This window comes from Rhabdothermincola salaria, from assembly GCF_021246445.1.
In the GTDB taxonomy this organism is placed as follows: domain Bacteria; phylum Actinomycetota; class Acidimicrobiia; order Acidimicrobiales; family Acidimicrobilacustridaceae; genus Rhabdothermincola_A; species Rhabdothermincola_A salaria.
In genome coordinates this window covers 1,209,891-1,232,195 of the sequence record NZ_JAJQXW010000001.1, presented here as the reverse complement: position 1 = coordinate 1,232,195, position 22,305 = coordinate 1,209,891, and the positions used below count along the sequence as shown (strand labels likewise).

Annotated in this window: 20 protein-coding genes; 10 read left to right on the top strand and 10 right to left on the bottom strand. The window is 72.2% G+C overall.

Annotation, left to right across the window (positions count from 1 at the left end):
• The first annotated feature begins 2 nt into the window (after nt 1–2).
• Entirely contained in the window at nt 3–542 is a 540-nt protein-coding gene (locus tag LUW87_RS05790; protein ID WP_232670140.1) for an RDD family protein, read from the top strand.
• Nucleotides 543–666: 124 nt separating this feature from the next.
• On the opposite strand, the gene LUW87_RS05785 is transcribed toward LUW87_RS05790, so the two are convergent.
• On the bottom strand, nt 667–2,442 hold the full coding sequence (locus tag LUW87_RS05785; RefSeq protein WP_346742424.1) for an acetyl-CoA carboxylase biotin carboxylase subunit: 1,776 nt from the start codon (nt 2,440–2,442) through the stop codon (nt 667–669).
• Between the two features lie 17 nt (nt 2,443–2,459).
• On the opposite strand from LUW87_RS05785, the gene LUW87_RS05780 reads away from it, so the two are divergent.
• Nucleotides 2,460–3,269: a biotin--[acetyl-CoA-carboxylase] ligase gene (locus LUW87_RS05780; RefSeq protein ID WP_232670137.1), complete on the top strand. Its 810-nt coding sequence runs from the start codon at nt 2,460–2,462 to the stop codon at nt 3,267–3,269.
• 39 nt (nt 3,270–3,308) lie between these two features.
• Here the strand turns inward: LUW87_RS05780 and LUW87_RS05775 are convergent, their stop codons facing one another.
• Nucleotides 3,309–4,175 carry an aminotransferase class IV gene (locus LUW87_RS05775; protein ID WP_232670136.1) on the bottom strand — a complete coding sequence of 289 codons (867 nt, stop codon included), beginning with the start codon at nt 4,173–4,175 and terminating at the stop codon, nt 3,309–3,311.
• A gap of 1 nt (nt 4,176) precedes the next feature.
• The gene (locus LUW87_RS05770; protein WP_232670135.1) at nt 4,177–5,223 is read right to left on the bottom strand and encodes a chorismate-binding protein; all 1,047 of its coding nucleotides are present in this window, start codon (nt 5,221–5,223) and stop codon (nt 4,177–4,179) included.
• A gap of 100 nt (nt 5,224–5,323) precedes the next feature.
• Between LUW87_RS05770 and LUW87_RS05765 the strand changes: the two genes are divergently transcribed.
• The 3 genes from LUW87_RS05765 to LUW87_RS05755 are packed head-to-tail and all read left to right on the top strand — an operon-like array spanning nt 5,324 to nt 10,107.
• On the top strand, nt 5,324–6,457 hold the full coding sequence (locus LUW87_RS05765) for an LCP family protein (RefSeq protein ID WP_232670134.1): 1,134 nt from the start codon (nt 5,324–5,326) through the stop codon (nt 6,455–6,457).
• A gap of 34 nt (nt 6,458–6,491) precedes the next feature.
• Nucleotides 6,492–9,146, top strand: a complete 2,655-nt coding sequence (locus LUW87_RS05760; protein ID WP_232670133.1) for a nucleotide sugar dehydrogenase — start codon at nt 6,492–6,494, stop codon at nt 9,144–9,146.
• 7 nt (nt 9,147–9,153) lie between these two features.
• Nucleotides 9,154–10,107, top strand: a complete 954-nt coding sequence (locus LUW87_RS05755; protein WP_232670132.1) for a UDP-glucuronic acid decarboxylase family protein — start codon at nt 9,154–9,156, stop codon at nt 10,105–10,107.
• Between the two features lie 68 nt (nt 10,108–10,175).
• Here LUW87_RS05755 and LUW87_RS05750 read toward each other — a convergent pair whose 3' ends face one another.
• The gene (locus tag LUW87_RS05750; RefSeq protein WP_232670131.1) at nt 10,176–11,165 is read right to left on the bottom strand and encodes a GDP-L-fucose synthase family protein; all 990 of its coding nucleotides are present in this window, start codon (nt 11,163–11,165) and stop codon (nt 10,176–10,178) included.
• Between the two features lie 93 nt (nt 11,166–11,258).
• Between LUW87_RS05750 and LUW87_RS05745 the strand changes: the two genes are divergently transcribed.
• The 5 genes from LUW87_RS05745 to LUW87_RS05725 all read left to right on the top strand — a co-directional run bounded on the left by LUW87_RS05745 (nt 11,259) and on the right by LUW87_RS05725 (nt 16,592).
• Entirely contained in the window at nt 11,259–12,356 is a 1,098-nt protein-coding gene (locus LUW87_RS05745) for a glycosyltransferase family 4 protein (RefSeq protein WP_232670130.1), read from the top strand.
• Nucleotides 12,353–13,543 (top strand): glycosyltransferase family 4 protein, encoded by a 1,191-nt coding sequence (locus LUW87_RS05740; RefSeq protein WP_232670129.1) that lies wholly within the window; start codon nt 12,353–12,355, stop codon nt 13,541–13,543. Before LUW87_RS05745 ends, LUW87_RS05740 begins: the two co-directional genes overlap by 4 nt.
• Nucleotides 13,540–14,826, top strand: coding sequence for a glycosyltransferase family 4 protein (locus LUW87_RS05735; RefSeq protein ID WP_232670128.1), 1,287 nt, complete (start codon nt 13,540–13,542; stop codon nt 14,824–14,826). The genes LUW87_RS05740 and LUW87_RS05735 overlap by 4 nt, the downstream gene beginning before the upstream one ends.
• Before the next feature lie 90 nt (nt 14,827–14,916).
• Complete coding sequence (locus LUW87_RS05730) at nt 14,917–15,600, top strand: hypothetical protein (protein ID WP_232670127.1); 684 nt, start codon at nt 14,917–14,919, stop codon at nt 15,598–15,600.
• The gene (locus LUW87_RS05725) at nt 15,597–16,592 is read left to right on the top strand and encodes a nucleotidyltransferase family protein (RefSeq protein WP_232670126.1); all 996 of its coding nucleotides are present in this window, start codon (nt 15,597–15,599) and stop codon (nt 16,590–16,592) included. Before LUW87_RS05730 ends, LUW87_RS05725 begins: the two co-directional genes overlap by 4 nt.
• A gap of 561 nt (nt 16,593–17,153) precedes the next feature.
• Here the strand turns inward: LUW87_RS05725 and cofE are convergent.
• The 6 genes from cofE to LUW87_RS05695 all read right to left on the bottom strand — a co-directional run bounded on the left by cofE (nt 17,154) and on the right by LUW87_RS05695 (nt 22,250).
• Entirely contained in the window at nt 17,154–17,870 is a 717-nt protein-coding gene (gene cofE / locus LUW87_RS05720; protein ID WP_232670125.1) for a coenzyme F420-0:L-glutamate ligase, read from the bottom strand.
• The gene (gene cofD / locus LUW87_RS05715; protein WP_232670124.1) at nt 17,867–18,841 is read right to left on the bottom strand and encodes a 2-phospho-L-lactate transferase; all 975 of its coding nucleotides are present in this window, start codon (nt 18,839–18,841) and stop codon (nt 17,867–17,869) included. The genes cofE and cofD overlap by 4 nt, the downstream gene beginning before the upstream one ends.
• 21 nt (nt 18,842–18,862) lie before the next feature.
• Entirely contained in the window at nt 18,863–19,843 is a 981-nt protein-coding gene (gene gmd, locus LUW87_RS05710; protein WP_232670123.1) for a GDP-mannose 4,6-dehydratase, read from the bottom strand.
• Between the two features lie 97 nt (nt 19,844–19,940).
• Nucleotides 19,941–20,861, bottom strand: a complete 921-nt coding sequence (locus LUW87_RS05705) for a GDP-mannose 4,6-dehydratase (protein WP_232670122.1) — start codon at nt 20,859–20,861, stop codon at nt 19,941–19,943.
• A 58-nt stretch (nt 20,862–20,919) separates the two neighbouring features.
• Nucleotides 20,920–22,050, bottom strand: coding sequence for a glycosyltransferase family 4 protein (locus LUW87_RS05700; RefSeq protein WP_232670121.1), 1,131 nt, complete (start codon nt 22,048–22,050; stop codon nt 20,920–20,922).
• Nucleotides 22,047–22,250, bottom strand: coding sequence for a hypothetical protein (locus tag LUW87_RS05695; RefSeq protein ID WP_232670120.1), 204 nt, complete (start codon nt 22,248–22,250; stop codon nt 22,047–22,049). Before LUW87_RS05695 ends, LUW87_RS05700 begins: the two co-directional genes overlap by 4 nt.
• Nucleotides 22,251–22,305: the final 55 nt, after the last annotated feature.

The following is a 22,305-nucleotide window of genomic DNA, read 5'->3' as shown; positions in this document are numbered from 1 at the left end:
GTGTGGCTGATGGCGAAGAGCACCGCGACGTCGGGGTGCCACCCGTGACGTCCACCTCCTCGCGGCGAGTGCCCGGGCCCGAGGACTTCCCGGCGCGGGGCCCAAACGCCCTGGCCGCGCCCGGGCCCCGCTTCGGTGCCCGAGGCCTCGATCTCCTGCTGGTGGCCGTCCCGGCCCTCATCGTGGCCTCCTTCTCGGTGTCGGAGATCGAGGGGCAGGTGCAGGTCGACCTGCCCTCGTGGTTGCCCTGGCTCGTGCTGGGAGTGGGCCTCGTCTACGAGGTCGTGACCGTGGCGTTGTGGGGCCGTACCGTTGGCAAGTGGCTCTTCGGGCTCCGTGTGGCTCGCTACACCGACGGACAACGCCCCAAGCCCGACCAGGCTCTGCTGCGGGCCTTGCTCCCGTGGGCGGCGTACGCCGTCCCGGTGCCGTTCTCCGGGGCCATGCTGCTCGCCGTGTGGTTCACCGGGATCGGTGGGGGGGCGCTGCACCGGGGGCTGCCGGACCAGGCCGGCGGCACCATCGTGGTCGCCACCCGTTGATCGTCGTCCCCGGCTGAGGGTCGCCATCGACCGAACCGCGGCGGTGGTGTCCCGCCCGGACGCGACGGAGGGCCGGCCCCCGGGGCCGGCCCTCCGTCGCGCTCGTCTCGGTGCGAGGTGGCGGCTACTCGATGACGACGACGACGTCGCCGGAACCGACGGAGTCGCCCGCGGCCACCTTGATCTCCTTGATGGTGCCTGCCTTGTCGGCAGTGATGTTGTTCTCCATCTTCATGGCCTCGAGCACACACACGGTGGCGCCCGCTTCGACCTCCTGGCCGACCTCGACCAGGACCTTGACGATGGTGCCCTGCATCGGGACCGACACGGCACCGGACCCGCCGCCGGCGGCACCGGCACCCGAGCCGCCACCACGGCGGGCGCGGGCAGGAGCGGCCCCGGCGCCTGCCGCCCCGGCGGCGACGACGGCGCCGGCCTGGGACTCGGGGATGTACATCTTGACCGAGAAGCGCTTGCCGTTGACCTCGACGTCGACGTCGCGCTGGACCTTGGTCTCGCCGTCCTCGCCGGAGCCAGTGGCGCCCCCGGTGACGCCGGTGAGGTCGAGGACGTCCTCGACCCACTTGGTGGAGTGCGTGGCCGCCACGAAGTCCGGGTGCTCGAGGATGGCGATGTCGGCGGGGATGGTGGTGGCGATGCCGTCGATGCGGAACTCGCGCAGGGCCCGCAGGGTGCGCAGGATGGCCGTCTCGCGGTCGGCGCCCCAGCAGATGAGCTTGCCCACCAGGTTGTCGTAGTACTGGCTGACGGTGTCGCCCGACTCGTAGCCGCCGTCCCACCGGGTGCCGAAGCCGGCCGGCGGGACGATGGTCTCGATGTGGCCCGGGGACGGCAGGAACTTGCCCTCGGCCGGGTCCTCGGCGTTGATGCGGATCTCGATGGCGTGGCCGGAGAGCACGATGTCGTCCTGGCCGAACGAGAGCTTCTCCCCGGCGGCGACGCGCAGCTGCTCGGCCACCAGGTCGAGGCCCGACACCATCTCGGTGACGGGGTGCTCGACCTGCAGGCGGGTGTTCATCTCGAGGAAGAAGAACTCGCCGTCCTGGTACAGGAACTCGACGGTGCCGGCGTTGTAGTAGCCGCAGGCCTTGGCCACCTTGACGGCGGCCTCGCCCATGGCCTGGCGGATCTCGGCCGGGAAGGCCGGAGCCGGGCTCTCCTCGACCAGCTTCTGGTGACGGCGTTGGGCGGAGCAATCGCGCTCGGCCACCCACACCACGTCGCCGTGGGTGTCGCCGATGATCTGCATCTCGATGTGGCGGGGCCAGGTCAGGTACTTCTCGACGTAGCACTCGTCGCGGCCGAAGCCCTTGAGCGCCTCGCTCTGCGCCGAGTTGAAGGCCTCCTCGGCCTCCTCGGCCGAGCGCACGACCCGCATGCCGCGCCCGCCGCCGCCGTAGGCGGCCTTGATGGCGACCGGCCACCCGAACTCCTCGCCGAAGTCGACGACCTCGGTGTGGGAGGTGAGGAACTCGGACGTACCCGGTACGCCGGCCACCCCGGCGGCTTCGGCCGCCTTGCGGGACGAGACCTTGTCGCCCATGACCTCGATGGCCTCGGGCGGCGGGCCGACGAAGGCCACGCCTCGTTCGGTGATGGCCCGGGCGAAGTCGGTGTTCTCCGAGAAGAACCCGTAGCCGGGGTGCACCGCATCGGCGCCGGAGCGCTCGATGACGTCGAGGATGGCCTCGGTGTTGAGGTAGCTCTCGGCGGCGCTCTGGCCTCCGAGGGCGTAGGCCTCGTCGGCGAGGCGGACGTGTAGGGCATCTCGGTCGAGATCGGAGTACACGGCCACCGTGGCGATGCCCATCTCTTGGCATGCACGGATGACGCGTACGGCGATCTCGCCGCGGTTGGCGATGAGGACCTTGTTGAGCACGCCATATGGTGGCATGTGTGAAGGGGTCCTCCGCCACATCGAGACTCGAGGGCACTCGTTTCGGGGAGGTCCGGTGGGTCGACGAGACCGGTTCGACCAACGCCGACCTGCTCGCGGCAGCGGCAGAGGGCGCTCCCGACGGCCTCGTGCTGGTGGCCGATCATCAGACCGCGGGCCGGGGCCGACTCGACCGCACGTGGAGCGCCCCGGCGGGGGCGTCGCTGTTGGTCTCGGTGTTGCTGCGCCCGACGATGGCTGCCGGCGATGCCCATCTGCTGACCACCGCCGCCGGTGTGGCCGCGGTCGAGGCCTGTCGTCAGCTCGACGGCATCACGCCGGGCTTGAAGTGGCCGAACGACCTGGTGGTGCTGGCCGGTCACCGCTTCGCCGGCCGCAAGCTGGGAGGGATCCTCGCCGAGGCCCGCCTGAAGGGTCCCGACGTCGAGGCCGTGGTCGTGGGCATGGGCCTGAACGTCGAGTGGCCGTTCGACCTCCCGCCGGAGCTGGTCGACGTCGCCGTGGCCCTCAACCACGTCAGCGGGCGTGCGATCGACCGAGAGGACCTGCTGGTGGCGTGGCTCACCCGTCTGGACGCCGTGCTCGCCGACCTCGACGAACCGGACGGCCGCGTGCGGCTGCTGGAGTCGGTGCGCCGGGTCTCGGCCACCATCGGCCGGCCCGTGCGGGCCGAGCTGCCCGACGGCACCGCCGTCGAGGGGACGGCGGTCGACGTCGCCGCCAACGGACACCTGGTCGTCAGCCCCTCCGACGGCGGCCCGCCGCTCGAGATCGCGGTCGGCGACATCGTGCACCTCCGTCAGCGGTGAAGGCGGCGGGCGGCGGGGTCGCCGACGCCGCCTCGCACCTCACCAGTCGGTGACGAGGTCCTGGTCGACCGCCCGGTCGTAGGCCTCCCGGGCCGCGAGGGTGAGGGGGCCACCCACCGACGGCACCGGGTGGGCGTCGACGATCGACACAGGGACGACGCCGCGGGTCGCCGAGGTCACGAAGACCTCGTCGGCGTCGTGCAGCACGGCGATGGGGAGGTCGTGCTCCGTCGCCAGCCCCGCCTCGAGCACGACGTCGCGTACCGTGCCGGCCAGGCAGCCGGTGTCGAGGCCGGGGGTCGCCAGACGCCCGTCGACGGCGACGAAGACGTTGGCGGTGACCGCCTCGCTCAGCCGGCCGGTCGTGTCGGCCAGGATCGCCTCGTCGGCTCCCATGCGGCTCGCGTGGTCGAGCAGCGCGACGCCTTCGCCGTAGCTGGTGGACTTCACCCCGGCCAGCACGGATCGTTCGTTGCGGGCCCACCTCACGGTGCAGGCCGTGATCGAGGTGGGCGTCGGGCCGGTGTCGGCGGCGGCCACCACCGTCGTGAGGGGGCCGGGTGAGCGGCGGGGGCCGAGGGGGCCCGGTCCGCTGGTCACCGTGAGCCGCAGCCGGGCATCCGGCCCGGCCCGATGGGCCAGCACCGCCTCGGCGCCGGCCCGCAGCTGCTCGTCGAGTGCCAGCGCCGCGCCATCATCGTCGGGGTCCTCGAGGCCGACGACCTGCAGCCCGTGGTGGAGCCGGCGCAGGTGGCGGGTCCAGAAGACCGGTCGGCCGCGGGCGACGCGGATGGTCTCGAACACGCCGTCGCCGACGGTGAACCCGCGGTCGAGGGCAGCGATGCGGGCTCCGGCCTCGTCGCCCAGAGAACCGTCGACCCATACGACCGGGGGCGGAGGGCTCATGTCAGGCCCGGGCCGGGACGGGGGCCGACACCACGTCGAGGAGCCGCCGGGCCTTGAGCTCGGTCTCCTCCCATTCGCCGTCGGGGGTCGAGTCCCAGGTGATCCCCCCGCCGGTGCCCAGGCAGAGCCGCCCGTCGTCCACGAAGAACGTGCGGATGGCCACGTTGAGCGACCCGCGGTCGTGGTCGGCGTCGACCCAGCCGACCGAACCGCAGTACACGTTGCGGGGCACCGGTTCGAGGCGGGCGATGTGCTCGAGCGCCGCCAGCTTGGGGGCGCCGGTGACCGAGCCCGGCGGGAAGGTGGCGTCGAGGAGGGCGGCCCACCCGACACCGGCGCGGAGCCGCCCTTCCACGGTGCTGACCAGGTGGACCAGGCCCGGGTGCTCCTCGCGGCCGAGCAGCAACGGGACCGAGATCGAGCCGGGTCGGCAGACCCGTCCGAGGTCGTTGCGGACCAGGTCGACGATCATGACGTTCTCGGCGCTGTCCTTGGCCAGGAAGCCGTCGACGTGCTCGGCAGTGCCCTTGATGGGTGAGGACCACACCCGGTCGCCATCTCGGGCGAGGAAGAGCTCCGGGGAGGCGGAGGCCAACCTGACCCCGTGCGTGGGGAGCTCGACGATCGCCGCGTGTGGGGCGGGGTTGCCCGCGGCCAACGCTCCGCCCAGGGCCAGCATGGAGGCGTCGGCCGCCAGGGGGGCGGAGAGCCGGCGGGTGAGGTTGACCTGGTAGACGTCGCCGCGGCCGATGCCGGCACGGACGGAGGTCACGGCGCGGCGGAACCCGGTCTCGTCGAGCGAGCTGGTCCACCCGTCCCGCCGGGGCCCGCGCCATCGACGAGAGGACAGCTCGCCGGGGCGGAGGAGGCGCTGCTCGGCGAAGCGGGCCAGCAGCGGCGGACCCTCGAAGGGGGCGACGACCAGCCACCAACCGTGGCCGTCGAGGGCGTCGGGATCGTCGGTGACGTCGACGAGGCCGGTGGCGACCATCCCGCCGACGACGGCCACGGCATCGTCGAGGTGTCGGCCTGGGGCGCAGCGGGTCACCTCCGAAGCGTACGCGTGCGGGCCGCGACAGCTCCGGGCCGCCGGCGCCGCGCCCCGGGGGACCCCCTTGCGGCGACGGGCCGGTAGTACTCTCGCCGCCGTGCGCCGCCCCCACCGCACGTGGTCGCAGCGTCTGCTGCTCACGTTCAACTCGTTGCTCGTCATCGTGTGCCTCGTCGCCGCCGGCGGTCTGACCTGGACCTACGCCCAGGCGAGCGATCTGCCGCGCATCGATCTCGGTCGGGCCCTCTCCGAGCCGGTCGAGGGGGGTGAGCCCCAGAACGTGCTGCTCGTCGGCATCGACAACGGCGACGGCCTCGAGGAGGGGGACCCGGTGCTGTTCGGGCGCACCAGCTCGCTCAACACCGACACGATCATGGTCCTGCGCATCGACCCTCGCACCAAGGAAGCCGCCATCTTGTCCATCCCGCGGGACCTCTACGTCCCGCTGGCGGGCGGGGGACGCGATCGCATCAACGCGGCGTTGGCGCTGGGCGGTCCCGAGCGCCTGATCGAGACCATCCGCCTCAACTTCGACATCCCGATCAACCACTACGCCATGGTCGACTTCGCCGGCTTCCGGTCGCTCGTCGACGCCGTCGGGGGCGTGCCGGTCTACTTCCCGTGGGAAGCACGGGACCAGAAGACGGGGCTCTTCCAGTACGACCCCGGCTGCGTCACCCTCGATGCCGACCAGGCCCTGGCCTTCGCCCGCTCCCGGTCGTTCGAGATCAAGGTCGACGGTCGGTGGCGCACCGACCCGACGGGTGACTTCGGCCGCATCGATCGCCAGCAGCTGTTCATCACCGCGGCGCTCGAGAAGGCCGTCGCCCGTGGGGTGCGCAACCCGTTCGTGCTCCAGGACCTCATCGGCGTGGCCCAGCAGAACGTGACCCTCGACAGCGAGTACACGGTCTCCGACATCGTCTCGCTGGGCACGCAGTTCCGCGACTTCGACCCGCAGAGCCTGGCCACCTACCGGGTCCCGGGCGAACCGGTCTTCGTGGGGGCGGCGAGCGTCGTCGAGCTGAACGCGACCGCAGCCGAGCCGATCTTCGAGATCTTCCGGGGTGCAGCCCCACCCGAGCCCGAGGATCCGACCGGCGAGCCCGGCACCGAACCCGAGGCCCCGGCGGAGCCCGCGACCCCTGGGATCGGGGAGCCGAGCACCACGTCCACCACCACCAGCTACTCGTTCCTGCCCGAGGCGCCTCCTGGCGTCTCGTGCGGCTGACGAGCGGCCACCCACGACCGAAGGCGGAACTTCAGTGGACCAGACGATCGCGGTGATCGGGACCGGCTACGTCGGGCTCACCACGGGTGCGTGCTTCTCGAGCCTGGGGCACACGGTGGTGTGCGTCGACATCGACCCGGACAAGGTGGCGTCGCTGCAGCAGGGGCGGATCCCGATCCACGAGCCGGGGTTGGAGGAGATCGTCCGTGAGGGGATGGACGCGGGCCGGTTGCGCTTCACCACCGACGTGGGTGCCGCCACCGCGGACGCCCAGTTCGCATACCTGTGCGTGCCGACCCCGCAGGGGGCGGACGGTTCGGCCGACCTCACCTACCTGGAGGCGGCCGCCGAGCAGATCGCCCCGCACCTGCCGGCCGAGGCGGTGGTGGTCAACAAGTCCACGGTGCCGGTGGGATCGACCCGACGGGTGGAGCAGGCCCTGGGGCGGTCGGACCTCTACGTGGTGTCGAACCCGGAGTTCCTGCGCGAGGGCTCGGCGGTGCACGACTTCTTGAACCCGGACCGGGTGGTGATCGGTTCCGACGACCAGGGGGCGGCCATCCGGGTGGCCTCGTTGTACCTGGGGGTGCCGGCGCCGCTGATGGTCACCGACCCGGCGTCGGCCGAGACGATCAAGTACGCCTCGAACGCCTTCCTGGCCATGAAGCTGTCGTTCGTGAACGCGGTGGCGGCGCTGTGCGAGGCCCTCGGCGCCGATGCCGACGACGTGATGCTGGGCATGGGGTACGACACCCGAATCGGCAACAAGTTCCTGCGCCCCGGCCCCGGATGGGGTGGAAGTTGCTTCGAGGGCGCCGAGACCGTCCTCGTGCGCCGGGGCTGGCAGACGTCCCTCATCACCTTCGAGCAGCTTGCCTGCGAGGTGGAGTCCCGGGGGATCGCCGGTGTCGAGGTCCTGGCGTGGAACCCCGGGGACCCGGCCCCTGAGTTCTTCCCTGTGGCACAGCTCACGGTGCGTGACTACGACGGCGTGGTCGTCGACATCGTCACCAAGATGGGACGGCGCCTCACTGTGACCGCCGACCACCCGATGGTGGTCGGCGACGGCGTCGATCCCGAGCGCACCGGTCTGCGCCTGGCCGATGATCTCACCACCGATGACTGGCTCCCGATCGCCCAGGGAGCGCCCCTCGCGCCAGACCACTTCCTCATCCATGACCTGACCGCCACGTTGGGACACGCCGACCTCGATCCGTCACAGGTGATCTGTCGACTGTCCGCCGTCCAACGGCAGCGGCTTTTCGAGGTCGCCGACGAACTTCCCGCCGGGCGTCGGCGGGACGTGCTGCGCTCCGGCACCCTGCGCCTGGACGAGCTGGAGCGCCTGGGGATGGACGTCGACGGAGCACTGCTCGGCACGACGACGAACGGGACCTACGTGCCGGCCTTGGTGCCCGATGGTGACGAGCTGTGGTGGATGCTCGGCATCTACGCCGCCGAGGGCCACGTCACCCGGGACGGATCGCGGCGACGCGTAGCGTGCAGCTTCCATCCTCACCTGGAGCACGACCTGGTCGAGAGAGTGCGTGCCTACTGGGAAGGCCAGGGCGTGAAGGCCGAGGCCCGCCGGGTCTCGACGACGCGGCAGGTCGCCGTGAGCTCCCGAGTGCTCGCCGCATGGTTCGAGTCGGGCCTCGGGCTGGGGTCCACGAGCTACACGAAGCGGGTGCCCGACGTGCTGTGGGGGTTGCCCGAAAGCCGGCAGAAGGCGTTCCTTCGCGGACTCTGGGACGGCGATGGATCCTGGTCCTACGTCAACGGCGGGCCGAGCGTGTGTCTCGAGTACGGAACCGTCTCACGCGAGTTGGCGGACGGAATGCTCCGGCTGCTCGGTGGGCTCGGGATCGTGGCGCGGTTGAAGGTCGGTCGGTCCGCCAAAGCCACCACCGACGCGTACTTCCTCACCATCTCCGGAGCCGATCAGGTCGAGCAGGCCCTGTTCCTCGTCCCGGAAGGCGAGGCCTTCGAGATCCGTGCAGCCCTCGACCGCCAGGCCAAGCGCATCGCTCCCACGGGCTATCGCCGACTGGGCAAGGGGGCGGTGTGGGCCCGCGTCGCCCGCGTCGAAAGCCGGCACCACGTCGGGCCCGTCTACTCAATCGAGGTCCCTGGGCCGCACACCGTGGTCGCCACCGGCGGGTTGGTGGCGCACAACTGCTTCCCCAAAGACACCAGGGCGTTGCGGTTCATGGCCACCGAGGCGGGCTACGACTTCGACCTGCTCGACGCCGTGCTCAGCATCAACGACGCCCAGTTCGACCGGGTCGTGGCCAAGATCACCCAGGCCGCCGGCGGCACGGTCGACGGCGTGCGCATCGGGGTGTGGGGGCTGACCTTCAAGGCCAACACCGACGACCGCCGCGACTCCCCGGCCGTCGAGATCGTGCGCCGCCTGGTGGCCGCCGGCGCCGAGGTCCACGCCCACGACCCCACCGTCACCGGATCGCTTCCCGAGGTGCCCGAGGTGGTTGTCTGCGACGATGTCTACGCCCCCTGCCAGGGGGCCCGGGTCCTCGCCGTGCTCACCGAGTGGGACCAGTTCAAGTGGGTCGACCTCGACAAGGTCGCCGACGCCATGACCGATCGCCACGTCGTCGACGCCCGCAACCTCCTCGACCGCGGCGCCCTGCTGCGGCGGGGCTTCACCCACCAGGGCATCGGCCGGTAGGAGCACCGTGGCTCGCATCGTTGTCACCGGAGGCGCCGGGTTCCTCGGATCGCACCTCTCCGAGGCCCTGTTGGACCGCGGTGAGGAGGTCGTCGTGCTCGACAACCTCCTCACCGGATCGGTCACCAACATCGAGCACCTCTTCGGACGGCACGGGTTCACCTTCGTGCACCACGACGTGAGCACCTACATCTGGGTGCCGGGCCCGGTCGACGCGGTGATGCACCTGGCCAGCCCGGCGTCGCCCATCGACTACCTCGAGCTGCCCATCCAGACCATGAAGGTGGGCAGCCTCGGCACCCACAACGCCCTGGGCCTGGCCCGGGCCAAGGGGGCGCGCTTCTTCCTCGCCTCCACCAGCGAGGTCTACGGCGATCCCGAGGTCCATCCTCAGCCGGAGACCTACTGGGGTCGGGTGAACCCCATCGGGCCGCGGGGCGTCTACGACGAGGCGAAGCGCTTCGCCGAGGCCATCACCCTCGCCTACCACCGCGAGCACGACCTCGACGTGCGCATCGTGCGCATCTTCAACACCTACGGCCCGCGCATGCGGGCCCAGGACGGCCGGGTCGTGTCGAACCTGCTGGTGCAGGCCATCAAGGGCGAACCGCTCACCATCTACGGCGACGGCACGCAGACTCGCAGCTTCTGCTACGTCGACGACGAGATCCGGGGCCTGCTCGCCCTGCTCGACAGCGATCACACCGGACCGATCAACATCGGCAACGACGGTGAGTTCACGATGCTCGAGCTGGCCGAGCTCGTCCTCGAGGTCACCGGGTCCGGGTCGACGATCGAGCACCGCCCGCTGCCGGTCGACGACCCCACCCAGCGGCGGCCCGACCTCACCCTCGCCCGCACCTTGCTCGGCTGGGAACCGACCGTCGGGCTCCGCGACGGTCTGGAGCGCACCGCGGCACACTTCCGCCGGCAGCTGGGAGACGACGCCACCAGCGGTTGAGCCGGTCGGTGAGCCGGCCCGCGCCCACGGTCACCCCGGGCCCGGGGTGACCACCCCGCCGAGCAGGCTCAGATGGCGCGAGCCTCGGCTTCCTCGCGGTTGGCCAGGTACCAGTCGAGGGTGAGGCGCAGCCCCTCCTCGAACGAGGTGCCGGCCACGAAGCCGAAGCGGTCCCGGGCCCGGCTGCCGTCGACGCCCCGGCGGGGCTGGCCGTCGGGCTTCGAGGTGTCCCAACGGACCTCACCGGTGAAGCCGACCAGCTCGACGATGATGTCGACCAGATCGCGGATGGGGAGCTCCTGGTCGGCACCGAGGTTCACGGGCTCGCCGTCGTCGTAGAACTCGGTCGCCAGCAAGATGGCCTCGGCGGCGTCGTCGACGTAGAGGAACTCGCGGCTGGCCGAGCCCGTGCCCCAGACCTCGATGGCCTCGTCACCCCGTTCGGTGGCGTCGACGGTCTTCTTGATGAGGGCGGGGATCACGTGCGACACCGCCGGGTGGAACTTGTCGCGGGGCCCGTAGAGGTTGGTGGGCATCAGGTAGACGGCGCGTTGGCCGTACTGGGCGCGGTTGGCCTGGAGCTGCACCAGCTGGGCCAGCTTGGCGATCCCGTAGGGGGCGTTGGTCTCCTCCGGGTAGCCCTGCCAGAGGGAGTCCTCGGTGAAGGGCACCGGCGTGAACTTGGGGTACGAGCAGATGGTGCCGAGCATCACGGTCTGCTCGGTGTCGCGCCGGCGGGCCTCGTCGAGCACGTACGTGCCCATCAGGAGGTTGTCGAGGTAGAGGTCGGAGGGGCGGGCCATGTTGGCCCCGATGCCCCCCACCCGGGCGGCGAGGTGGATCACGAGGTCCGGCTCGACGTCGGCGAACATCGAGGCCACAGCGGTGCGGTCGCGCAGGTCGTAGTCGGAGCTGGTCGGGGTGACCACCGCCCGCGGCCCGCGGGTCTGGAGGCGGTCGACCACCGCTCGACCGAGGAACCCGTTGCCACCGGTCACCAACACGGTGCGGTCACGCCAGAACGCCGGATCGGGCTCGAACCCCGGAACAGGAACCATGGCCGCCACCCTACCGACGAGCCGGGGCCGTCCCGGGGCGTCCCGGCGGGCGTGGGAGACTCGCCCGTCGTGGACCGACCGCTACGGGTCGCGGTGACCCTCGAACAGTGCTGGCACAGCGTGCCGGGCGGCACGGCGCAGGCCGCGCTGGAGTCGGTGCGCGCCCTGCAGGTGCACGGGCAGGTGGCTCAGATCGGGGTGAGCGCCCGCCACCGCCACGATCCGGCGACGAGCTGGGTGCCGCCCATTCCGGTGGTGCCGCTGCCGCTTCCCCGCCTGGCGCTCTACGAGTCCTGGCACCGGCTGCGCCGCCCCCCGGTGCAGCGGGCCACCGGTCCGGTCGACGTGATCCACGCCACCGGGATGGCAGTGCCCCCGCCGTCGGCGCCGCTGGTGGTCACGGTGCACGACCTGGCCTTCACCCACGACCCCTCGCAGTTCACCCGGCGCGGCGTGGCGTTCTTCCGGCGGGCCATCGATCTGGCCCGGCGCGACGCCACCCTCGTCATGGCCCCGTCCCGGGCCACGCTCGACGAGTGCCGAGCGCAGGGCTTCGACCCCGATCGCCTCCGCCTGGTGCCCTGGGGCATCGAGCCCCGACCGGTCGCCGGGAGCGAGGTGGAGGCCTTCCGGGCCCGCCACGGCCTCGAGGGGCGCTACGTGCTGTGGGCCGGCACCATCGAGCCTCGCAAGAACCTCCCTGTCCTCCTCGATGCCTTCGCCGCCCTCGCCCGCCGCGACGTCACCTTGGTCCTGGCCGGCCCCCAGGGCTGGAACGAGGACCTGACGCCCCGCCTGGCGGCGCTGGGGGAGCGCGTGCGCCCGGTGGGCTTCCTCACCCAGGACGACCTGCGGGCGGCCTACGCCGGTGCCGACGTCTTCTGCTTCCCGAGCCGCCAGGAGGGCTTCGGCCTCCCCGTGCTCGAGGCCATGGCCCAGGGCACGCCGGTCGTGACGTCGGCCGGCACCGCCACCGCCGAGGTGGCGGGGGAGACGGGCGTCCTCGTGGACCCCGAGGACGTGGGCGGGCTGGGCGACGCGCTCGGCGGCCTCCTCGACGATCCCGACCGTCGGGCCCGGCTGGGCACGGCCGGTCACGACCGGGCCCGCGACCACTTCTCGTGGGCCGCCACCGCGGCCGCCCTCGAAGCCGTGTACCACGAGGCAGCCTCCCGAGGAGGGCCGTCGTGAGCGCCGCCCTGGCGGTCGGTGTCAACCTGCTGTGGCTCGTCCCCGGCGACGTCGGGGGCAGCGAGGAGTACACGGTCGGCCTCCTCGAGGCCCTCGCCGACGCCGCCCCCCGCGACCTCGACGTGACCCTGTTCGTCAACGGCTCGTTCTCGTCCGCCCATCCCGACCTGGCGGGCGCCTGGCGCACCGTCGTGGCGCCCGTCTCGGGGCGCAGCCGGCCCCGGCGGGTGCTGGCCGAGTCCACCTGGTTGGCGGCCGAGAGCCGTCGTCGGCGCCTCGACGTCGTCCACCACGCCGGCGGCACCATCCCGTGGGTGTCGCCGGTGCCGTCGGTCGTCACCCTCCACGACCTGCAACCCCTGGCTCACCCCGAGCGGTTCTCGGCGCTGAAGCGCACCTACATCCGAGCCGTGGCCCCTCCCTCGCTGCGGCGGGCCCGCATCGTGATCACCCTGACCACGTTCACGGGTCGCGACGCCGTCGACCGCTGCGGGGTCGACCCGCGCCACCTGCGTCTGGTGCCCAGCGGGGTCGATCGGCCCGGCCCGCTGCCCCGCTCGGTCGACCCCGACGCGGTGCTGGGTCGCCTCGGCCTCGCCGGTCGGCGGGTGGTGCTGTACCCGGCCATCACCTACGCCCACAAGAACCACGAGACCCTGGTTCGGGCCCTGTCCCTCCTCGTCGGCGCCCGTCCGGACCTGGCGCTGGTGCTCACCGGCCGGGCCGGTCCGGCCGAGTCGCACCTCGACGCCGCGGTGGCCGCCTACGGCCTCGAACAGCACGTGGTGCGCACTGGCCGCATCCCCGCGACCGACCTCGAGGTGCTCTATCGCCGTGCCTCGGTGCTGGCCTTCCCCTCCGCCTACGAGGGATTCGGCCTGCCCGTGGTCGAGGCCATGAGCCGCGGCTGCCCCGTCGTGGCCTCCGACGCCGGGGCGCTCCCCGACGTGACCGGCGGTGCGGCGGTGATCGTGGACCCCTACGACGCCACGGCCTGGGCCACGGCGCTGGCGGACGTGCTCGACCACCCGGCACGGGCCGAGGCCCTCGTCGCCGCCGGCCGCCGCCGGGCGCTCGCCTTCGCCTGGCCCCGCTCCGCCGCCGCGCTGGCCGACGCCTACCACGACGCCGCCCGACCCGACCTCGGGTCCCACCCGATCGACCCCGCCCACCAGGAGCCCCGGTGAACCTCGTCGTGCTGTGCCCCCACTTCGCCCCGGACGTGGCCCCGACCGGTGAGGTGATGACCCGCATCGCCCACGAGTTGGTCGAGCGAGGCCACCACCTGCACGTGGTGACGTCGCTGCCCTGGTACCAGCGCCATGCCATCGAGCCGGGATGGGAAGGACGCCTGGTCCGCAACGAGGACACCGGGTGGGGTCGCGTCAGCCGGGTGCACCCGTTCCCCACGGACAAGCGCAACATCCCGGCCCGAGCTCTGGCCTTCGGGGGGTTCACCGCCCTGGCGACCGTCGTCGGGGGGCTGTCCCGCCGTCCCGATGCCGTGCTCTCCATGTCGCCGCCGCTGACGCTGGGGCCAGCCGGGTGGTCGGTGGCTAGGGCCCGACAGGTGCCGTTCGTGTTCAACATCCAGGACGTCTTCCCCGACGTGGCGGTGGAGCTCGGTCTGCTCCAGGGCGAGCGGGTGATCGCCGCCGCCCGGTGGTTGGAGCGCACCACCTACCGCCTGTCGGACGCCGTGACCGTGCTGTCCGACGACCTGGCTGACAACGTCCGGGCCAAGATCACCGCAGGGGTCGAGCCGTCGAGCTCGGCCCGCCAGGCCGCCAAGGTGCGGGTGATCCCCAACTTCGTCGACACCGACTGGATCCGACCGGGCCCCACCGAGAACGCCTATCGGCGCGACCACGACCTCGTGGGCCGAAAGGTCGTCATGTACGCCGGGAACGTGGGCCTGTCCCAGTCCCTCGACATGGTGCTGGCCACCGCCCGGCGCTTCGCCGACGAACGCCCCGACGTGGTGTTCGTCGTCAACGGCGGTGGCGCGGCGCGCCCCGAGCTCGAGGATCAGGCGCGGGGGCTCGCCAACGTCCGCTTCGTCGACATGCAACCCAAGGAACACCTCCCGGAGGTGCTGGCGGCCGCCGACGTGCACGTGGTGCCGCTGAAGCGGGGTCTGGCCTGGTCGAGCGTCCCCTCCAAGCTGTACTCGATTCTCGCCGCCGCCCGGCCGCTGGTGGCCAGCGTCGACCCCGGCACCGAGGTGGAGCGCACGGTCGAGCGAGCCGGTGCCGGGCTGTCCGTGCCCCCCGAGGACCCTGATGCGTTCGCCGGTGCGGTCGGTGAGCTGCTCGACGATCCGGCCCGGGCGTCGGCGATGGGTGCGGCGGGCCGGCAGTTCGTCGAGGGTTGGGCCTCACCTGCGGCGGTGGCCGCCGCCTACGAGGAGCTCTTCGACGAGCTCGCCGGGCGTCGGCGGCGCGACGGCAGCGGTGCTGCGGGCCACTAGCCTGTCCGCCCTATGGGCAAAGCGTCCTCGGCCAAGAAAGTCGCCCGCGCTGCACGCGCCGGCGGCTCACCATCCGCACCCAAGCGCCAGTTGGCGTTCCCCTTGAGCATCCTGGCCATCGTGGTCGTGGGCGCCGTGCTGGTCGTCGTCGCCCGAGGCGCCAACCAGGAAGCCGCCGCCGAGAGCCCTCGCGTCGGTGAGCACTGGCACGCCGCCTACGGCATCTACGTCTGCGACACCTTCCTGCCCGCGGGTTCCGATGTGGGCCCCGACACCACGGGCCTGCACACCCACGACGACGGGGTGGCCCACCTCCACCCGTTCGTGAACGGCTACGCCGGCCGCAACGCCACCCTCGGCGGTTTGGGCGAGATGGTCGGGTGGTCGTTCGGCTCCGGCTCGTTCACCTACCAGGGCACGACCTACGACGACGGCTACGACTGCGGCGGCGAACCCGCCGAGGTCAGCGTCACCGTCTGGCCGGCCGACGATCCCGACGACCCCGGCACCGTCGTCACCGACGACATGGGGGGTGTGCGCTTCGACGAGGATCGCCTGGCGGTCACCATCGCCGTGGCCCCCGCCGGCGCCGAGATCCCGCGCCCGCCGAGCGTGCCCCAGCTCGATCAGCTCAGCGACATGCCGGGTGGAGGTGTCACCTCCGACATCCCCGACGGCCTCGACACACCCGTCGAGCAGGTCCCGAGCGGGTCCACCGACCCCACCGAGGCACCCACCGCCAGCGACGACCCGGGCACCACGGTCGCTCCGTGAGGGCCGTCGTCCTGGTCGGCGGCTTCGGCACCAGGCTCCGGCCCCTCACCCTCGCCACCCCCAAGCAGATGCTGCCGATCGTGGACCGGCCCATGATCGAGCGGGTGATCGGCTCGCTGGCCGCCCACGGCGTCAGCGAAGCAGTGCTCAGCCTCGGCTATCGCCCGGACGCCTTCGTCGACGCCTACCCGACCGGCCGGTGCGCCGGCGTGGACCTGCACTACGCAGTCGAACCCGAGCCGCTCGACACGGCCGGGGCGGTGCGCTTCGCCGCCCGTTCGGCCGGCATCGACGAGACGTTCGTCGTGGTCAACGGCGACGTGCTCACCGACCTCGACGTGAGCATCCTGTGGAAGCTCCACCACGAGCGGGGGGCCGAGGGCACCATCGCCCTGACCCCGGTCGACGATCCTTCGCGCTACGGCGTCGTCGACACCGACGACGACGGACGGGTGCGGGCCTTCATCGAGAAGCCTCCTCCCGGCACCGCCCCCACCAACTGGATCAACGCCGGCACCTACGTGCTCGAGCCGTCGGTCGTGGACCGCATCGACGACGGCCGCAAGGTCTCCATCGAGCGGGAGACGTTCCCGGCCATGGTCGACGACGCCCGCCTGTACGCGGTGGGGAGCGAGGCGTACTGGGTCGACGCCGGCACGCCGTCCACGTACCTCCAGGTGCAACTCGACCTCATCGACGGGGTGCGAGGCGACCCCGAGGTCGGGCTGCACCCGTCGGCACAGGTGGCCGACGGTGCGGACGTGACCCACAGCGTGGTGATGGCCGGCGCCAGCGTCGAAGCCGGTGCCGTCGTCCGCGACGCCGTCGTGATGCCCGGGGCACGGGTCGCGGCCGGCGCCCGGGTCACGGCGTCGCTGGTGGGCCCCGGCGCCACTGTCGGTGCGGGTGCGATCGTCGACGAGCTCAGCGTCCTCGGCGACGATGTCGTCGTCGAGCCCGCCGCCGAGCTCCACGCCGTCCACATGCCGTAACACTCAGCTCCGGTCGGCAAGCCTCCCTCCGCCGGCTTCGCCGAAACGCGAGAGCTGGCTGAGCCTCCGTCGCTGCGCTCCTGCGGCTGTTCGGGAGTCGGCCGAGGCGTGGAGCCGGGTGGGCGACGGGAGCGCCAGCGACCCGCCCACACTGCGTCCCGACGAGCTCGCGAGGAGGGCGCCATGGGCACAGCAAGCCTCCCTTCGCCGCCTTCGGCGAAGCGCGTGGCCGGTCTGAGGCTCCTCCCTGCGGTCGTCGCCTGTTGCGAGCCGGCACGGACCTGGTCTGTCCTTTCGGGGCCGAGTGGGTTCCGGGGGGTGGCCCGTGCCACGGTTCTGACGCGCGCACGGGAGCGAGTGCGGCTCGGCGGGCGTGACATCTTGCTTCGGTCGGCAAGCCTCCCTGCGCCGCCTTCGGCGAAGCGCGTCCGCGTGCTGAGCCTCCTTGCTGCGCAGCGTCGGCTGTCGCAAGTGGGCTGACGCCTGCCGTCAGGTGGGCGATGGGAGCGCCAGCGACCCGCCCACACCGCGTCCCGACGTGCGTTGGAGGAGGGCGCCGATCTAACGGAAGAGGTCGTCGGCGGGGGAGCGGACGATCTCGTCGTGGACGCTGCCGTCGCGTCGCCACGATGGGTCGACGCCACGCACGACTGCCGCCGGGACGCCACTGGACTTGCCCATGACGAGCTCGGCGGCGGCGGCGATCTCGTCGACCACGGCGACCTCGGTGACCTGCATCTCGCGACCGAGCGCGTCGGGGGTGCCCCGGAGGTCGACCACGGCGGCGATGCCGGCGCAACCGATGGCCACGTCGGTGACCCCGCGCCGCCACGGACGCCCGAAGGTGTCCGAGACGATGACAGCCACGTCGACACCGATGCGGTGGCGCAGCCCGTCGCGGATGCGTCGGGCGGAGCGGTCCGAGTCGACCGGGAGCAGGGCCGCGTAGCCGCGGTCGACGTTGGACAGGTCGATGCCGGCGTTGGCGCACACGAAGCCGTGTGCGGTCTCGCTGATGACCAGTTCGCCCCGGCGGCGCAGCACCCGCACCGACTCCTGCTCGACCAGTGGTTTGTGGGCGAGGGGGTCGTCGGGGTCGACGGCGACGAGGCGGTCCTCGGCCTTGGAGACGACCTTCTGGGTGACGACGAGCACGTCGCCGTCGACCAGCTGGGTGTCGGGGGAGGCAGCAGCGGCGGCGGCGATGATGCCGGCCAGGTCGTCGCCGGGGCGGATCTCACCGATCCCGTCGAGGCCGAAGACGCTCAGGCGGCTCATGCGAGGCCCCGCCCGGCGTCGATGACGACGCGGCCGAGCTCGGCGGCGATCTGCGGTGTGCGCATCACCGTGGGGGCGACGACCGGCCGGATGCCCTCGGCCTCGATGATGTTCGCGGCGTCGAGGTCGGCCTCGTCGACGACCAGGGTGGCGGCGAAGGGGGCGTAGAGCCGGGCCACACCCACCACGGAGGCTTCGTGACCGAGCTCGGTCATGAGCCGGTCGGCCGGGCCCTTGAGGGCGGCGCCGGCGACGATGGGCGACACGGCGACCACGTCGTCGCGTCGGGCCACCAGGGCCCGCCGGACCCCGGGTACGGCGAGCACGGGAGCGATCGAGACGATCGGGTTGGACGGTGCCACGACCACGACGTCGGCGTCGGCGATGGCCTCGAGGACGCCCGGGGCCGGTCGGGCCAGGTCGGCCCCGTCGACGCGCACGGCGGCCACGGGAACCGCGTGGCGGCGCTGGACGAAGTACTCCTGGAACCCCACCTCGGTGCCGGCGGTGAGCCCGGGGGAGTCGGGTCCGGGAGCGTCGTCCTGGCCGAGGGTGACCATCGTGCGCAGCCGATCGGTGGTGACGGGCAGCAGGCGTAGCGCCAGCCCCCATGCCCGCGTGATCTCCTCGGTGACGGCGACGAGGTCGGCTCCCTCGGCGAGGCGTTGGGTGCGGTAGAGGTGGGTGCCGAGGTCACGGTCGCCGAGCCCGAACCAGCTCTCGCCGCCGTAGCGGCCGACCATCTCCATGGCCTGCCACGACTCGTCCCGGAGGCCCCACCCCCGATCGGGGTCGACGGCGTCGGCGAGGGTGTAGGTGATGGTGTCGAGGTCCGGGCAGATGCGCAGCCCGTGCAGCTCGAGGTCGTCGCCCACGTTCACCACCGCGACCACCTCGGCGGGGTCGACGACCCGTACGAGCCCGGCCAGGAGGCGGGCCGCCCCGACGCCGCCGGCGATGACGGTGATCATGGGGTGGGGGTCATGGCGGGGTCAGGCGAGGTGGCGTTGTTGGCGGGCGACGGCGTCGAGGTCGGCGTCGACCATCATCTCGACGAGCTCGCGGAACCCCGTTCGCGGGGTCCAGCCGAGGACGTCGCGGGCCTGGGAAGGGTCACCGACGAGGAGGTCGACCTCGGCGGGGCGGAAGAACCGCTCGTCGATGACGACGTGGTCGGACCAGTCGAGGTCGACGTGACCGAAGGCCAACTCGCAGAACTCGCGCACCGAGTGGGTCTCGCCGGTGGCGACCACGAAATCGCCGGGGGTGGGCTGTTGCAGCATGCGCCACATGGCGTCGACGTAGTCGCCGGCGAAGCCCCAGTCGCGCTGGGCTTCGAGGTTGCCCAACGCGATGGTGGTGTCGAGGCCCAGCTTGATGCGGGCCACCCCGTTGGCGATCTTGCGGGTCACGAACTCCAGGCCCCGTCGGGGCGACTCGTGGTTGAACAAGATCCCCGAGTTGGTGTGCATGCCGTAGGACTCGCGGTAGTTCACCGTGATCCAGTGCCCGTACACCTTGGCCACCCCGTAGGGGCTGCGGGGGTGGAACGGCGTCGACTCGGACTGGGGGACCTCGACGACCTTGCCGAACATCTCCGACGACGACGCCTGGTACAAGCGGATCCCCGGGTCGACCATGCGCACCGCGTCCAACAAGCGGGTGACGCCCAACGCGGTGGTCTCACCGGTGAGCACCGGCTGGGTGAACGACGTCTGCACGAAGCTCTGGGCGGCCAGGTTGTAGACCTCTTCGGGCTGATGGGCCCGCAGCACCTGGATCATCGACGCCTCGTCCAACAGATCGCCCGACACCAACTCGAGGTCGTCTTGGAGGTGCCCGATGCGCTCGAAGTTCACCGTCGAGGAACGCCGCAGCATCCCCACCACGTGGTAGCCCTTGGCCAACAACAACTCGGCCAGGTATGAACCGTCCTGACCGGTGATCCCGGTGATCAGCGCGCGCTTGGACATGGAACCACCATCACGATCGGGTGCCGACGAGCAGCACAGGGCAAGCAGACGAGTGTAGGAGCGACCGCCCCGGGGCCCGGAACCGACAGGTCGGCGGTCACGGGGTGCTCGAGGCGGGACGCCGGGCCCGACGGTGCTCGTCGAGGATGTCGGCGAGCGTGGTGTCGAGATCGATCTCGGGCGCCCAACCGGTGGCGGCGCGCAACTTGGTGTTGTCGCCGCGCAGCACCGGGGTCTCCACCGGGCGTTGCAGGTCCGGGTCGGGCACCAACCGCATCGGCGCCACCGCCAGGCCCACCAGACGCTCGGCCAGCTCCCCGATGGCCAGATCCACCCCCGAGCACACGTTGTAGGCCTCCCCGGGAACCCCGTCGACGATCAACGCCCGATAGGCGCGCACCACATCACGCACATCGGTGAAGTCCCGCCGCGGCGTCACATTGCCCACCGGCACCACATCAGCGCCGGTGGCCTCGTTGGCCACGATCCGCGCCGCGATCGCCGGGGCCACGAACCGCGCCGTCTGCCCCGGCCCCAGATGGTTGAACGCCCGCGCCCGCACCACCTCCAGGCCATACCCCCGATGAGCCTGCACCCCCAGGTAGTCCGCCGCCACCTTCGACGCCGCATACGGCGTGATCGGACACAACTCCGCACCCTCGCCGATCGGCAACCGCTCCGGCGCCACCTGCCCGTACACATCGGCCGACGACACCACCAACACCTTCGGCCTCGACCCCGACCCCACACACGCCTGCAACACGTGCAACGTGCCCTCCGCATTCACCCGGAACGCCGCCGCCGGGTCGTCCCACGACGCCCCCACATCACTCCACCCACCCAAGTGGTACACCGCATCGGGCGCCACCCGCTCCACCAACGACGCCCACCCCGCACCATCGCCGAGGTCCGGACCATCGGAACGGTCCACCCCCACCACCACGTCGCCCTGAGCCTCCAGGTACGCCGACAAGTGCCTCCCCACGAACCCGGCCGCACCGGTCACGAGCACCCTCATCGACTCTTCGCTTCCCTCGGGACGGGCCCCGCTGCTCGGTGGGGGCGTGGTGCCGACACTACCCGTGCCACGCGTCGCGGTAGAGCGTGACCAGGCCATCGGCGGTGCGCTCCCAGGAGAAGGCGTCGAGGCGGGCCAGCCCGGCGTGCACCAGGGCTCGGCATCGGTCGTCGTCGTCGAGCAGGCGGAACAGGCCGGCGGCCAGGTCGTCGGGGTCGCCGGGCTGGGCCCACTCGGCGGCGTCGACGAGGACTTCGGGCAACGCCCCGGCCCGGGTGGCGAGGACAGGGGTGCGGTGAGCGAGGGCCTCGAGGGGAGGGAGGCCGAACCCCTCGTAGAGCGAGGGGTAGGCGAAGACGCGGGCGCCGGCCAGGAGGGCGTCGCGGTCGGCGTCGGTGACCCATCCGAGGCGCCGGATGCGGTTGCGGTGGCGGGCGGCGGCGATGGCCGTGGCCACGGCGTCGGCGCCCCAGCCGTCGGGCCCGGCGATCACCAGGCCGATGTCGGGCTGCTCGGCGGCGACCACGTCGAAGGCGCGGACCAGCGTGGGCAGGTCCTTGCGGGGCTCGAGCGTGCCGAGGGCCACGACGTAGTCGGTGGAGCCGGCCAGGTGCCGCCCCCGGGCAGCCATGGGACCGAGCCGGTCTGGGTCCAGCGGGGCCGGTGCGCCGTTGGGGACGGTGCGGACCCGAGCGGGGTCGATGGCGAAGGTGGCCGCCACCTCGTCGGCGACGGACGTGGACACGGTGTGGATCCAGGCGCCGCGAGCCATGGCGCGCCGGAGCAGGCCCGGGTAGGCCAGCACGTCGCGGGTGCACATCTCGGGGAAGCGGACGCAGGTGAGGTCGTGCACGGTGACGACCTCGGCGGCCCGGCGGGCCGGAGGCACCACGAAGTTGGGGCCGTGGACCACGTCGACGGGTCCGGTCCACCACTCCACCGGGGGCAGGTCGATCCGTTGCCAGAGCTCGCGCAGCGGGCGGGCCGCCATCGGTCGGCGGACCACGTCGATGCCGGCAGGGACGAGGGGGCGCAGGTCTTCGCGGCCCCGCCAGGTGAGGCCGAAGGCGGTCAGTTCGAGCGGGGGCTCGTCGTGGCGGGCGGCCAGGGCGGCCAGGAGCTCGGCGGTGAAGGTGCCGACGCCGGTGCGGGGTCCGAGCAGCGAGGTGGCGTCGAGGGCGACCCTCACCCCGGCTCGCCCCGACCGGCGATGCGATCGAGGAGCCGGGTCAGGTCGGCTGGTCGGGGAGGGACGGCGACACCGAGCTCCCGCTCGAGCTCGCGTCGGCGCACCTGGAGCGCCTGGAAGCCCAACAGCCCCAGCCCGACGCCCACGTAGAGCGTCTCGCGAGCGACGCGTCCGGCCTCGTGCAGGGGATCGTCGGCCATGTCGAGAGCGTATCGGGGGTGAACCCCGTGTCAGGGAGAGGGGAGTACCCTCGCC

Coding starts and splice junctions, on each gene's coding strand:
- LUW87_RS05775 (WP_232670136.1), bottom strand. CDS start 4,175: ATGAGCCCTCCGCCCCCGGTCGTATGGGTCGACGGTTCTCTGGGCGAC.
- LUW87_RS05750 (WP_232670131.1), bottom strand. CDS start 11,165: ATGGTTCCTGTTCCGGGGTTCGAGCCCGATCCGGCGTTCTGGCGTGAC.
- cofE (WP_232670125.1), bottom strand. CDS start 17,870: ATGAGCCGCCTGAGCGTCTTCGGCCTCGACGGGATCGGTGAGATCCGC.
- cofD (WP_232670124.1), bottom strand. CDS start 18,841: ATGATCACCGTCATCGCCGGCGGCGTCGGGGCGGCCCGCCTCCTGGCC.
- gmd (WP_232670123.1), bottom strand. CDS start 19,843: ATGTCCAAGCGCGCGCTGATCACCGGGATCACCGGTCAGGACGGTTCA.
- LUW87_RS05705 (WP_232670122.1), bottom strand. CDS start 20,861: ATGAGGGTGCTCGTGACCGGTGCGGCCGGGTTCGTGGGGAGGCACTTG.
- LUW87_RS05695 (WP_232670120.1), bottom strand. CDS start 22,250: ATGGCCGACGATCCCCTGCACGAGGCCGGACGCGTCGCTCGCGAGACG.